Source organism: Microbacterium alkaliflavum (assembly GCF_044325405.1).
Classification (GTDB): domain Bacteria; phylum Actinomycetota; class Actinomycetes; order Actinomycetales; family Microbacteriaceae; genus Microbacterium; species Microbacterium alkaliflavum.
Map to the genome: position 1 here is coordinate 303,998 of NZ_JBIQWL010000002.1, position 12,539 is coordinate 316,536.

The window sequence follows — 12,539 nt, forward strand, 5'->3', positions numbered from 1 at the left end:
GTCACCGCTCCGGGATCGGACGATCGCCGTGCTTCGCCAGGCAGCGCAGCGCGACATCGAGATCGATGCCCTGCTCGCGCAGGCGCTCCTTCGCCCGGTCGTCGAAGAGGCCGTTCTCGAGCATGCAGCGCAGCACATCGCAGCCGCAGCCGGAGGAGTGCCCCGCCCCACCGGCCGGTGACGACGGCTCGACGGCGCGATCGCCACCGCGCCAGACGGCAGCCGTGAGCGTCCGTTCTCTCGTGAACGGATTGCCGAGCCGCGTGCGACCGCGACCTCGGACCCGCACGGTGTACACGCCTGCGGAGCCGGCGACGAAGGTCGCTGTGTGCTCGCCCGACTCGGACTCGCCGAGCGCGAGCGTGAAGGCCGAGGCGTCAGGCCGCACGATCTCCGCCCAGACCGACGCGCCCTCGGACGGCAGGCCCGACTGGGCGAGTCGTGCCCGCACGGTCACCGTCGCACCGGGCTCGAGCGAGGACTGGTCGAGATCGGCCTCGAAGGCGATGCTCGAGTAGCTGTGCACGAGCACGCTGTACGGGAGCACGCCCCGCGACGGGACGTTGATGGCCGCCGCGGCGAGCGCGGCCGGCGGTGCCGCGTCGATCGGGGAGAGCACCTCCGTCGCGCGACGCAGCTCGTCCGTGCGCACGACCTCGTGGACGGGCCTGTGCGCGCGGTCGCCGCGCACGAGCGGGCCGTCGTGAACCCCCTCGGGGCGATCGACGCGCGGCTTGCCGATCGTCAGCAGGACATGCCACATGCCCTGCTGCTCGAAGCGCTGCGGGATGAGCTGCACGGGAAGGCCGAGGCGATAGAAGGCCGTGCCGTCACCGAGCTGGAAAGTCATCGTCGGATCGCTGAGCGCCCGCCACGGTTCGATGATCATCCCCGCAGGGGTCTGCAGCCGGAAGTCGACGGCGGCGGGACGCGGCGTGAGCAGCACGACCTCGATGCCGGCATCCGCGTCGCTCAGCAGGAAGGGGATGCGCATCTCCTCGCCGCGCGCGAGCACTCCGTCGGGATCGAGCACGACATCCGCATTGTTGATCCCGCTCAGGATCTGCAGGAAGTACTTCTGCAGCCGGAAGCGGTTGTCGGCCGTGATCGCCCCCGTCACGAGTAGGTAGCCGCCGTTGTTGCCCGAGATCGTCTGCAATGCCGGCACGCTGATGTTCTGGGGCTGCCCGAGTCCCACCGCATACGTCTTCTCGTTGATCTCGGGGGCGACATCTGCGATCCAGCGCGGCTGGTTCTGCACCCCGTCGGTGAGGACGACGAGCGCCTTCGTGTCGAAGGGAGTGGATGCCGTGAGCCCGGCGCGACCGACGAAGATGCCGTCGCCGATCGACGTGGCCCCGGAGGGATCGAGGCCCGAGCCGTTGATGACGTCGTGCGTATCCGATCGGGCAGTGTCGCTCAGACCTCCGGCGCCGAGGGCCTTCACCGGCTGGAGCTCCTGAGCGTCCTCGTTGAAGCGGGTGACGCCGACGCCGTCGCCCTCCAGCATGAGATCGACGAAGGCGTTCGCGGCATCCTGCACAGCGGCATGCTTCGGCTGTCCGTCGCCGCGATCCTCGCTCATGCTGCCCGAGCGGTCGAGCACGAGCGCGACGGCTGCGGTCTTGCGCGCGATCGTGTTGCCGTCGATCGTGATCTGCCACGTCGACCCGCCGCCGGCCTGCCGCACCGTGACGGTCTGGGTGGGGATCGCCGAGCCGACGGCGCCCGTGCGGTAGACGATCCACAGACGCGCGGTCGCGACGCTGTTTCCGGGCGTCGGCCCCACGGTCACGGAGTTCGTGATCGCGACGAGCTGCGCGTGGTTCGGCTCGCCGCCGGGCGCGTATTCGAGTGTGACGGCGCCCGCGGGGGCGATCACCTCGAAGGCGATCGCGAGAGGGATCTCCCGTACCATGCCCATCGGGCCCTGGGGGACGTCGAGGAACTGCAGCTTCGGGGTCAGCAGCGTGACCGACGGCGCCTGCGCCGAGTCCACCTCGACGTGCTCGGCGCCCTGCTTCACGACGAAGCCGAGGGTGTGCCATTTGCCGACCATGTCGCCGCCGAGGTTGCGGGTCCAGTCCGCGTACGTGCTCTGGCCCTGCGGGAACACGAGGTTGGGGCGGGGCACGGGCCACCAGGCGTCGCCGTACGGCGTGTTGGATCCGCCGCACGCGTTGAAGTCGGCCTGCCACGGCAGCGCCATAGCCTGGCTCAGCTGCCCCGGCGCGACGCCCGGTGCAAACCGGAAGGGCGCCTCGTACGGGAGATTCAGGATCGGCCGGTCCGTGGCATCCAGTCCTCCCGCCTCGATGCCGGGGAAGAACGCCGCACCGACGCAGGCGTCGAGCGCCGCACGGTCCATGCCGTCGGGACTCAGGGGGCCGACCGGGGGCGTCCCGGCCCAGTCGTTGACGTAGGTGCCGTTCTTCCACCGGTCCAAGTGCTGCACCTGGATCGATGTGGGCTCGGCATCGCCGCCGTTGAGGTTCGGCATGTCGCTGGGGTTGATCCGCGCCCGGATGGTGTCGATGACTGGCTGCGACGTCACCGGCTCGGCCCACGCGTGCTTGTTCTTGATCCCGCGCACCCAGTTGATGTCGCGCGCCCGTTGGAGGATGGGGTGGATGTCGTTCGTGTAGGACGTCGTCGACGGAGCGGTTGCGACACCCGACTGGACGAGCTTCTCGAGGATCCGGTCGTACAGCGTCGTGATGCTGTCCTGCTGCGGAGCGAACTTGGGCGGGGCGGAGACGACCCACGCTCGCTTGACGGGCGGCGTCGACCCGTCGCTGCGCAGCGTGATGGTCGCCTCCACGGGACCGTCAGCGATGTCGTCGTACCACTCGGCGTTGCCCCAGAAGTCGACGATAGACGCGCCGGTCGGCGATGCCGCGGCGCCGTGGCCGCCGAGCACGAGCAGGTGACCCTCGTCGTCGGTGCGGATCTCGCCGAGTGGGACGGTCGTGGTCGTGCCGCCGAAGGTGATCTGACCCGAGTCGAACAGCGCCTGCTGGTCGGGGCCAGTCAGGCTGCGGGGCCCGGGATCGATGACGAGGCCGGCTCCCGAGCCGTTGCCGCGTCCCGGATGCGCCGCCTTCGCATTGACGAGGTGCACGGTCCAGTGGATCTCGGCCTCGGCATCGGTCACCTCGGCGAAGGTGCCGTCGTCGTGATGCGCGAAGATCCGGAATCGCGCTGCCTGCCGCTTGACCCGACCTTCCGCGTCCTTGAATCCGCCGGGCGGATCGGGAAGCTCGAACGCGCGCTCCGGCCCGATGAAGAACTCGTCCGGGCTGTTGCCGACGCGGGCGATGCCGATGGCGGGGTGGATCCGATAGGTCGTGGGCATGACGCACTCCTGTCCTGGGTCTTGCCCGTCTGGAGTGCGGAATCCGGGGCCTGATACATGAGCGGCACGGCGGATCTTCGGCCGCCCGCGTCTCACTCGGCGTGAGGGCTCTCGTGATCGGTCTCTGCGCGCAGCCGGCGCGACCCGGTGGGAAGGCGGGCGTCGAGGTGGAACCGGTTTCCTTCCGAGTACCAGCGCAGGTCGCCGCCGGCGAGGCCGACCCGCTCTCTGATGCTCAGCAGGCCGTAGCCTCCAGAGAGCTCGGTCGCCCGCGTGCCGTCTCGCGGACCAGGGCCGCTCGTCACCTCGATGCGGACGAGATCGGGCATCCATGTGATCGTGAGACCCACGCGCGCGTGGGGACCCGCGTGCTTGACGGCGTTGGCGAGCGCCTCACGCGCGACCGAGTACGCCGCAGCGTCGACACTCGGCTCCAGCGAACCTGGCTCGCCGAGGATTTCGAGCTCTGTGTTCACGACGGTCCGCCTTGTGCGCTCGACGAGCTGCCCGACATCCGAGAGCCCCAGCAGCGGCTCGGTGGTCCCCTCCCGCTGTGCGGGATCGCGAGGATCGAGCAGTGCGAGAAGCCGCTCGAGCTCTTCTTCGGCCTCCCTGCCGGCCTCTTCGATCGCCACGAGAGCCGCGGCGGCGCGTGCGGGGTCCTGGAGAAGGATTCGGCGGGCGCCCGCGGCCTGGAGCACCATGATCGTGATCGCATGCCCGACGACATCGTGAAGCTCGTAGGCGAGCCTGGCGCGTTCGCTCGCGACCGCTCGTTCGGCAGACTCCCGCGCCGCCTGCAGATCATGGATGCGTCGGCGCCGCCTTCCCACCACCAGACCCGCGAGCCACACTGCGGCCACGGCTGCCGCATCCACGACGAAACTCATCACGTAGGTCGCCGGGTACTGGAGTGACGAGAGTGAAATGTAACCCCACGCGATCACGAGCACCGGGATCGAGATCCAGACCGGTTTCGCGGCAGCGACGGCGGCGAGCGCGACGAGCACCGCGGGAATGGCTGCCTGATTGTAGGAGATGAAGTCGCCGCCGCGGAAGAGGAGGACGGCCACGGCATGACCAGCGATGACGAGGACGAAGACCGCGAGCGGGAACAGACGGCGCCAGAGCACCACCAGGAGGACGACGCCGAAGTAGAGGCTCGCGAGCACGGGAATCGCGCCGTCGCCGAAGGCATCCGACGTGAACCACATCGTCGCGACGACGACACCGATGGTGACTGCCAGGTCGGACCTGTCGAGGCGCAGCGGCAGCCGCGCGATCCAGGCCCGGAACGACGCCTCCTCGGGCTCAGCCGGTGGGGCCGACTCGTCGATGGCGAGACTCGGATCGTCATGGAGCACGTGGAGCAGCCGACGCAGTTCGTGCATCGCCTCGACGCCGACCGACTCGACCGAGGCGAGGGCTCGCGTGACTCGTTCCCGGTCGCGCCCGAGATGGTCCCGTGCCGACCCCGTCTCGTCGGCCATCACTCGGAGCGCGCGACGGATTATGCCGTTGAGGTCCGAGGCGATCCGAACCCGCTCGCTCATCACCGCCTGCGACGCGCGCCGCTCGTCGGCCTCCAGTTCCTGCATGTGCCGCCGAGTCCGTTGTGCGACCGTGCCGAGACACCACACGATGCTGCAGATCACCGTGGAGGACAGGACGGCCCAGCCGGCGCTGTCGTCTCCCCAGGTATTGATGAGAGACAGCGCCATCGACGCGAGACTTGCCGCCCAAGCGGTCAGCGAGGTCCACAGGGGCCTCCGGGCCGCGACGCCCCCCAGCGCTACGAGCGTCGCGACGGCGCCGACCATGCCGCCCGGCATCTGATAAGCCCCACCGGAGGGCTCGAGGACGGTCCATTGGAGGGCGATCACGAGCATGAACACGAGGACGGGTGCTTGAGAGCGCCACAGGAGCGGCACGAGCGTGGCGAGCACGCGCGGCATGAGGTCGAACTGCTCGTGGCGTGCGCCGCCCTCGGCGACGAACGCGATCACGTAGAAGACGATGATGCCGATGACGACGAGCACGTCGAACCGCTCGGGCCATCCCACCTGGAATCGCGGCACCGTCCGCGCGGAGGAATCGCTCCCCTCCATCTGCTGCATGATCGTCCCCTTCATGCTCGTCACAAGCGTCTCGCGTGCGGGTCGTCGGCGCATCCACCTCGGGATCTACTCGGTCGTTCAATCCCTGGGTGGACGACCGCGCTCGGTGGGTATGGCGCGACCGCACATCGTCGCGGCACACTGGGCCCATGGCGACGGATGTCGCAGCATCTGCGGGGGCAAGAGCGGTGAGCGTGGTCCTGGTCGACGATGAGCACCTCATCCGCGCCGGCCTGCGCATGCTCCTCGACGCCGAGGACGGCATCGAGGTCGTCGGCGAGGCATCCGATGGGGTCACCGGGGTGGAGCTGGTCGCACGACTGCGTCCGGACGTCGTGGTGATGGATGTGCGGATGCCCCGGATGGACGGTGTCGAAGCCACCAGGACGCTCACCTCGAGCGAGTACCGCGATGCTCACGGGGATCCCCCTGGCATCCTGATCCTCACGACCTTCAGCGAGGACGCCGCGGTCCGGGACGCCGTGCGCGCCGGCGCCGCTGGCTTCCTCCTCAAGAACGCCGCACCCACAGTGCTTCCCGAGGCGGTCCGGGCCCTCGCCAAGGGCGACGGGTGGCTTGACCCCACCGTGACGCGCGCGCTCCTCCAGGAGCTCGCGTCGCGCGCCGAGCCGTCGCTGCCCACGGCCGCAGAGGTGCAGCTGCTGACACGCCGGGAGCGCGAGGTGCTCGCCGCCATGGCCAACGGGCACCCGAACGCCCAGATCGCGCGGGACATGTTCCTCAGCGAGGCGACCGTCAAGACCCACGTGCACCGGATCTTCCTCAAGCTCGGAATCACCGATCGGGCTCAAGCGGTGTCGGTCGCGTTCCGGTCGGGGCTCGTGCGCGCCGGCGACGGGCGTGGAGCCGGCGGCTAGGCCGTCCACGTCATACGAGCGCCAGCCTGGAGGCCGCGTACTGCCACCGCAGGTACGCCTCGTCGAGACTCATGGACGGATCGGAGGCGATGACGAGCACGTGAGTTGTGTCATAGGTCCAGAGTGCGACGGCGTCGGCGGAGGTGTAGTAGCAGGCGAGAGCGCCGCGCTCGATGTCGTCGCCATCGGTCCATGCGCTCCAGCCCTGGCCGCCGCAAGATCCCTCTGGAAGATCGCCGATCCACGCCGCGAACGCCGTGGCCACCCCTTCGGTGGAATCGTAGGCGTAGAGCTCGAGACCATCGAAGTCGGCTGAGGCCGTCCCGGAACACCCGATCGCGGCGACGAGCCCCGACGTCAGTTGCGGAGCCGGCAGGGACAGCTCGGCGCATCCCTCGGCGACCGAGGGTGGCACGACCGCCACGAGGAGCTCTATCGGGTCTTGACTGGGTGTCACGGGGTCGGTGGGCTGTTCCGGGGATTCGGGCGCGTCGACCGCGATTTCGTCCTCGCTCGCCTGGGCTTGGCCAGGCATAGCCTGGATTCCGACTCCGGCCAGGATCGCGCTCACGGCGATCACTCCGACGGTGACCCACGTGACGCCGGAAGTGCTGCGCCCGATGCGCGCAATCCGCGCGAGCGCTTCGTCCAGGATGCGATTGGCTTCGGGTGACAACCCGGCCCGGAACTCGAGGACGGCGTCGGGGTCGACCTGCTGCGCAAACCGAAGCAGGTTGACGAAGCGGTTGATCGCGTGTGGCTGCGACCGGAAGATCTCGGCAACTCGAAGAACGTGCGAGCGCGAGACGCGCCCGGCTTGCAGAATGAGACCGGATGCCTCGAGCTCGTCGCTCAACTCTCGCCCGACCAGCACCCGGAAGACGGCCGCAAGACTCGCGCGGAAGTCGCGCGTGCACGCATACGCGATCTGATCGCCCGTGTAGACCGTCGCGCGCAGCCACGGAGCGACGAACGGCATGAGAACCTTGCGCATGCCCGCGTTGTCGAGCACGAGCTCGGCGAGCGCCTGCCGATCGTGCTTCGCCTTGAAGGCCCCGAAATATGTGCCCAGGAGGAAGAGCAGCTCGGGGCGGCGATCCGGCGTCGTCATGTCCGCGATCGCCCCGCCCTCGATGAGCAGCACCCTGATGCCGAAGTAGCTCGTCCGCTGGATGCGGGGAGACAGGTTCGGGACTACGAAGATGTCGACACGACGGTCGTACTGCAGCATCCGCCGCACCTCTTCGACGGCGTCCTGCACGTAGGGAAAGGTCCCCGACCCGACCAGGACGGCGTCGCCGAGCCGGCGAAGTCGGACGAACTGCGTGGCGATCCAGAGGACCCCGAGACTGATCACGAGCCCGATCGCGCCGGCGACGAACGACGAAACGTCGATCACGATGAGCCAGACGACGGAGACCGCCGATACGCACACGACGCAGACGGTGGCCATCGCGAGGCGCGACGGCTCAGCGGGGAACCTCAGGCTCTCGAACTGGAGTGGACCGGTGGAGTCCATGGCTTCCTCCTGACGATCGGGGATCACTGCCGTCGCCGAGCGACGAGGCGGTGCCAGTGTGCGCGCCGGTCGCTGCAGGCGCGTCCACCCCCGGTGGGCATTCCGGATGCCTCATGTCATCCCGTGGATCGGCCTTCGAAAGCCACCCGACGGTGGACGCGGGGTCATCAGCGGAGCGGGACCGTGGAGTTCACGCCACCCCGGCGCTGTCAGGAAGGAACGGCCATGATCGGCTCATACGAATCACCTGCCGCGGAGGCCCGCCCGCGCCGCTCGCCCACACGACGCGCACCGGCGCTCGCGGCTGTCGCGACAGCCGCGCTCCTGCTGCTGAGCGGATGCGCCGGCCCCTTCGACCCCGGGCCCGACATGGACTGCTGCGAGCCGCAGAGCCAGGTGCCTGCGTCGATCGTGGGGCTGTGGAGTCGCGGCTGGGATCCAGACGAGGACTGGTATCTCGCCATCTCGGGCGACGGCTCCTACGAGCTCGCGTACAAGAACGCCGTCATCGAGCGAGGGGTCGTCACGGCAGACGCGTCGACGATCGTCTTCACGTCGGAGTCGGGAGAGACTCGGCAGCGTCACTGGTCGACAGGGGAACTCACCCTGTACGGGATCACGACCTACTACCTCGACCTCGACGGTGATCGGTGGACACTGTCCTGACGTGAAGCCGCACGCAGTCGCCCACGGGACGAAGCGGGCTATGACCCGCCCTCGTTGTGATCCAGGCGTGAAATGAATGAAGCCCTCCGCATCGCGGAGGGCTTCATTCCTCGGGTGGACCTGAGGGGACTCGAACCCCTGACCCCCTGCATGCCATGCAGGTGCGCTACCAGCTGCGCCACAGGCCCGGAACGTTTCCCGCTGAGCGCGGGCAACCCGTTCAGCTTACTACAGGTCGAGCGGTGCTCCGAACCACGGCAGGCTCATCGACCGGGCACGATGCGCTCGGGAAGGTCGATCGGAACGATCGGGCAATCCTTCCAGAGTCGCTCGAGGCCGTAGTACACGCGCTCCTGCTCATGGAAGACGTGCACGACGAGATCGCCGAAGTCCAGGAGCACCCAGCGGGACTCCTCTCTGCCCTCACGGCGCAGACGCTTGTGGCCGGCCTCGAGCAGCTTGTCCTCGATCTCGTCCGCGATCGCGGCGACGTTGCGCTCGCTGCGCCCCGTCACGAGCAGGAAGATGTCGACGAGCGGCAGCGGCTCCGACACGTCGAGGCCGACGAGGTCTTCACCGCCCTTGGAGTCCGCCGCGGCCGCGGCGATCTGCAGCATCCGTCGTCCGTTCTCGGTCGCCGCCATTTACAGCACTCCTGTCGCGAAGGCCACGATGAGCACGCCGACCAGGGCGAGCGCGAGCGCACCCGCTGTGATCGCGAGCGTGAGCATGAGGCGGCCACCCTTCTCGGGGGTCGGCGGCTTGATGATCTCCCCGGGCGTCTTGGTGGTGCTCACGGCCGCGCTGGCCGCGATCGGCGTCGGCGAGGAATGCGCGGGAAGCTCGCCGTCGACGAGCACCGCGTCGACCTCCTTGCCGTCGGCCGTGCCCGGCGCGTGGCCGGTCGATCCGAGGCCCTCCGGCAGGTTGAACGTGCCCGTGATGAGCACCTCGCCGGTGGCGTTGACGGGCGCGACGATCGGGCCGCCGTCGGGAGCCTGCGAGAGGATCAGCGCGTTCGGCGTCGCGACGGAGCCGTTCGCCGAGCGCGTGATGAGCTCATCGAACGACGGGGCGAGCGGCGCGGCGGGCGCCGCCTCGCCGGCCAGCAGGGCGGCCCCGAACGACGGGTCGATGACGCGGGAACCGGACTCGTCCTCGTCGGACGCGTCCTCGCCGCCGAACAGTGCGGCGGCGGTGTCGGCCTCTTCGGCCGCCTCCGCCTGCGCGGCAGGCTCGGCCTGCTTCGTCGACTTGGCCGGCTTCTTCTTCGCGGCCGGCTCGGGCTGCTGCTCCGGGGCAGGCTCGGGCTCGTGCTCGGCGGCCGGCTCGGGCTCTGTGACGACAGGCGTCGGCTGCGAGATCACACCGAGAGCGGCGAACGCGTCGATGCCCGTCTCGTCTTCAGCACTCTCTGACGACGGGTCGGCGGTCGATGTGAGCACCGCGACGGGCTCCGACGTCCCGGTCGCCAGCGGCGGGGCCGATTCCGCGAGATACGACGCAGCGACGTCGGGTGTGATGACCGGGACGGATGCCGTGCGGATGCGCTCCTGCTGGCGCGCCTGACGCCGCGTGAGCGGCGACACGCCCAAGTCGACGCTGCGATCGGGGATCGGCGCCTCGGGGAGGATCACGGGCTCGGCGGGGCGCGGCAACGGGGCGACCGGCGCGAGTGACGCTTCGAAGGGGGGCGGCGCGACCGGCACGTCGTCGATCTCGACAGACGGCTCGTCGGCCTCGGCGGGCGCGACGACGGGGATCGCGCCCGTGTCGATCACGGGGTTGGCCCCCGTGTTGCGGATCTCGCGCATTTGCTTGCGCGTCAGCGGCGGAGTGTCGGGCTGCTCGGGTGTGCTCATTCCTGGCTCCGATAGAGATGGTGCTTCGCAATGTATTGGACGACGCCATCGGGAACGAGGTACCACACGGGGTGACCGCGACGAACACGGTCGCGGCAATCCGTCGATGAGATGGCGAGGGCGGGAACCTCGAGTTGACTCACGTCGTCGGTGGGGAGTCCGTCCGTGCTCAGAACGTGCCCGGGGCGGGAGACCGCGACGAAGTGGGCGAGCTCCCACAGTTCATCATGGTCTCTCCAGCTGAGAATCTGCGCTATGGCGTCGGCGCCCGTGATGAAGAACAGCTCGGCTCCGGGCCGCTGCGTCTTCAGGTCGCGGAGCGTGTCGATCGTGTAGGTCAGGCCGCCGCGGTCGATGTCGACGCGGCTGACCGTGAAGCGCGGGTTGGATGCCGTCGCGATGACGGTCATGAGATAGCGGTGCTCGCTCTGGCTGACGTCGCTCTTCTGCCACGGATTGCCCGTGGGCACGAAGACGACCTCGTCGAGATCGAACGATTGCGCGACTTCGCTGGCGGCAACGAGGTGACCGTGGTGGATGGGATCGAACGTCCCACCCATGACCCCGATCCTCGGGGCTCGTGCCACCGTCATGCGGTGGGCCTAGTGGCCGTGCCCCGTCTGCTGCACGTCGTTCGCGTGGGCGCGCGCGTATGCCTCGGCCTTGCGCGAGTGGCGGTTGGCGACGTTGCGGTAGGACAGGGTCACGAATGCAAGAGCCAGGAAGACCACGAAGGCGGTGATGCCGAAGCCGACGGTCTCGAGAGCGACGTTCCCATGCCCCGACTCCTCGGCGGCGAAAGCGATCAGCGTGGCGACGGTCATTCGGACTCCGTTTCGGGATCGCGCCGCGGACTCGGGCGCCTAGACAGTCTATGCCGTCAGGCGCGGACCTGCCCGGAGCCCCGCGCGAGCCACTTGCTGCTCGTGAGCTCGGCAAGGCCCATGGGTCCGCGCGCGTGCAGCTTCTGCGTCGAGATGCCGACCTCGGCGCCGAAGCCGAACTCGCCGCCGTCGGTGAACCGCGTCGAGGCGTTGACCATGACGACGGCAGAGTCGACCTCGGCGAGGAAGCGCTGCGCGTTGGCGTCGTCGGTCGTGATGATCGACTCGGTGTGGTGCGTCGAGTAGCGGCGGATGTGCGCGAGGGCGTCGTCGAGGTCGTCGACGACGTGCATGGCGACGTCGAGCGACAGGTACTCCGTCTGCCAGTCCTCGTCGGTCGCGGGCACGACCTCGGCCGCCAGTCCTGCGACGACGGCGTCGCCGTGCACGGTCACTCCGCGCTCCTGAAGCGCCGCCACGATCGGGGGCACGAGGCCGGATGCGGCATCCCGGTGCACGAGCACCGTCTCGACGGAGTTGCAGACGCTCGGCCGCTGCACCTTGGCGTTGACCACGATGTCGCGAGCCCAGTCGAGGGGCGCCGAGGCGTCGAGCACGATGTGCACGACGCCGGCGCCGGTCTCGATGACCGGCACGGACGACTCGGTCACGACGGTCTCGATGAGCTGCGCGCTCCCCCGCGGCACGAGCACGTCGACGATGCCGCGGGCCTGCATGAGCGCCTTCGCGCCGTCGCGGCCGAAGTCGTCGACGGTCTGGATGGCTTCGGGATCGATGCCCTCGTCGGCGAGCGCGCCGCGCATCGCCCGGATGAGCGCCGCGTTCGTGAACTCGGCGGCGGAACCGCCGCGCAGCACGACGGCGTTGCCCGACCGGAGCGCGAGGGAGGCGATGTCGACCGTCACGTTCGGCCGCGCCTCGTAGATCGAGCCGACGACTCCGAACGGCACCGAGACCTTCGTGAGCTCGACGCCGTTGGCCAGTGTGCGCTCGTCGAGCACGCGGCCGACCGGATCGGGCAGCGCCGCGATGTCGCGGACGGCGGCGGCGAGAGCCGCGACGCGGGGCTCGTCGAGGCGCAGTCGATCCTGCAGGGCCGTCGACAGGCCGGTCGCGCGTCCACGTTCGAGGTCGCCCGAGTTGGCCGCGACGATCTCGGCGGCAGCCGCCTCGATCGCGTCGGCGATCGCGAGCAGCGCATCGCGCTTGCGCTCGTCGGTCAGGAGCCCGATCGTGCGGGCCGCGTCCTTCGCGAGCAGCATGCGCTCGCGCGGAGTCGTCGCGGTGGTGGTCATCC

Annotated in this window: 10 protein-coding genes and 1 tRNA gene; 2 read left to right on the top strand and 9 right to left on the bottom strand. The window is 69.4% G+C overall.

Going from position 1 to position 12,539, the window contains the following annotated elements; all coding sequences use genetic code 11:
- Position 1: 1 nt before the first annotated feature.
- Both ACH3VR_RS06405 and ACH3VR_RS06410 read right to left on the bottom strand, forming a co-directional pair.
- Positions 2-3,355, bottom strand: coding sequence for a LodA/GoxA family CTQ-dependent oxidase (locus tag ACH3VR_RS06405; protein WP_396639928.1), 3,354 nt, complete (start codon positions 3,353-3,355; stop codon positions 2-4).
- A gap of 92 nt (positions 3,356-3,447) precedes the next feature.
- Positions 3,448-5,472 carry a sensor histidine kinase gene (locus ACH3VR_RS06410; RefSeq protein WP_396639929.1) on the bottom strand — a complete coding sequence of 675 codons (2,025 nt, stop codon included), beginning with the start codon at positions 5,470-5,472 and terminating at the stop codon, positions 3,448-3,450.
- A 149-nt stretch (positions 5,473-5,621) separates the two neighbouring features.
- Here ACH3VR_RS06410 and ACH3VR_RS06415 point away from each other — a divergent pair, with 149 nt between their 5' ends.
- Entirely contained in the window at positions 5,622-6,350 is a 729-nt protein-coding gene (locus tag ACH3VR_RS06415) for a response regulator (RefSeq protein ID WP_396639930.1), read from the top strand.
- 10 nt (positions 6,351-6,360) lie between these two features.
- Here the strand turns inward: ACH3VR_RS06415 and ACH3VR_RS06420 are convergent, their stop codons facing one another.
- The gene (locus tag ACH3VR_RS06420; RefSeq protein WP_396639931.1) at positions 6,361-7,869 is read right to left on the bottom strand and encodes a M48 family metalloprotease; all 1,509 of its coding nucleotides are present in this window, start codon (positions 7,867-7,869) and stop codon (positions 6,361-6,363) included.
- A 225-nt stretch (positions 7,870-8,094) separates the two neighbouring features.
- Here ACH3VR_RS06420 and ACH3VR_RS06425 point away from each other — a divergent pair, with 225 nt between their 5' ends.
- The gene (locus ACH3VR_RS06425) at positions 8,095-8,535 is read left to right on the top strand and encodes a hypothetical protein (RefSeq protein ID WP_396639932.1); all 441 of its coding nucleotides are present in this window, start codon (positions 8,095-8,097) and stop codon (positions 8,533-8,535) included.
- A 115-nt stretch (positions 8,536-8,650) separates the two neighbouring features.
- On the opposite strand, the gene ACH3VR_RS06430 is transcribed toward ACH3VR_RS06425, so the two are convergent.
- The 6 genes from ACH3VR_RS06430 to ACH3VR_RS06455 form a co-directional block, all read right to left on the bottom strand.
- Positions 8,651-8,723: transfer RNA gene (locus tag ACH3VR_RS06430), tRNA-Ala, on the bottom strand.
- A gap of 75 nt (positions 8,724-8,798) precedes the next feature.
- On the bottom strand, positions 8,799-9,179 hold the full coding sequence (rsfS, locus tag ACH3VR_RS06435) for a ribosome silencing factor (protein WP_396639933.1): 381 nt from the start codon (positions 9,177-9,179) through the stop codon (positions 8,799-8,801).
- Positions 9,180-10,397 (bottom strand): hypothetical protein, encoded by a 1,218-nt coding sequence (locus ACH3VR_RS06440; protein WP_396639934.1) that lies wholly within the window; start codon positions 10,395-10,397, stop codon positions 9,180-9,182.
- Complete coding sequence (gene nadD, locus ACH3VR_RS06445; RefSeq protein ID WP_396639935.1) at positions 10,394-10,990, bottom strand: nicotinate-nucleotide adenylyltransferase; 597 nt, start codon at positions 10,988-10,990, stop codon at positions 10,394-10,396. The genes ACH3VR_RS06440 and nadD overlap by 4 nt, the downstream gene beginning before the upstream one ends.
- A 9-nt stretch (positions 10,991-10,999) precedes the next feature.
- Positions 11,000-11,221 carry a hypothetical protein gene (locus tag ACH3VR_RS06450; protein WP_396639936.1) on the bottom strand — a complete coding sequence of 74 codons (222 nt, stop codon included), beginning with the start codon at positions 11,219-11,221 and terminating at the stop codon, positions 11,000-11,002.
- 56 nt (positions 11,222-11,277) lie between these two features.
- On the bottom strand, positions 11,278-12,537 hold the full coding sequence (locus ACH3VR_RS06455; protein ID WP_396639937.1) for a glutamate-5-semialdehyde dehydrogenase: 1,260 nt from the start codon (positions 12,535-12,537) through the stop codon (positions 11,278-11,280).
- Positions 12,538-12,539 lie beyond the last annotated feature (2 nt).

Bases quoted from the DNA above. Each gene is read 5' to 3' on its own strand.
- ACH3VR_RS06410 (WP_396639929.1), bottom strand. From the start codon at position 5,472: ATGCAGCAGATGGAGGGGAGCGATTCCTCCGCGCGGACGGTGCCGCGA.
- ACH3VR_RS06415 (WP_396639930.1), top strand. From the start codon at position 5,622: ATGGCGACGGATGTCGCAGCATCTGCGGGGGCAAGAGCGGTGAGCGTG.
- ACH3VR_RS06450 (WP_396639936.1), bottom strand. From the start codon at position 11,221: ATGACCGTCGCCACGCTGATCGCTTTCGCCGCCGAGGAGTCGGGGCAT.
- ACH3VR_RS06425 (WP_396639932.1), top strand. From the start codon at position 8,095: ATGATCGGCTCATACGAATCACCTGCCGCGGAGGCCCGCCCGCGCCGC.
- ACH3VR_RS06420 (WP_396639931.1), bottom strand. From the start codon at position 7,869: ATGGACTCCACCGGTCCACTCCAGTTCGAGAGCCTGAGGTTCCCCGCT.
- ACH3VR_RS06405 (WP_396639928.1), bottom strand. From the start codon at position 3,355: ATGCCCACGACCTATCGGATCCACCCCGCCATCGGCATCGCCCGCGTC.
- rsfS (WP_396639933.1), bottom strand. From the start codon at position 9,179: ATGGCGGCGACCGAGAACGGACGACGGATGCTGCAGATCGCCGCGGCC.
- ACH3VR_RS06455 (WP_396639937.1), bottom strand. From the start codon at position 12,537: ATGACCACCACCGCGACGACTCCGCGCGAGCGCATGCTGCTCGCGAAG.
- nadD (WP_396639935.1), bottom strand. From the start codon at position 10,990: ATGACGGTGGCACGAGCCCCGAGGATCGGGGTCATGGGTGGGACGTTC.
- ACH3VR_RS06440 (WP_396639934.1), bottom strand. From the start codon at position 10,397: ATGAGCACACCCGAGCAGCCCGACACTCCGCCGCTGACGCGCAAGCAA.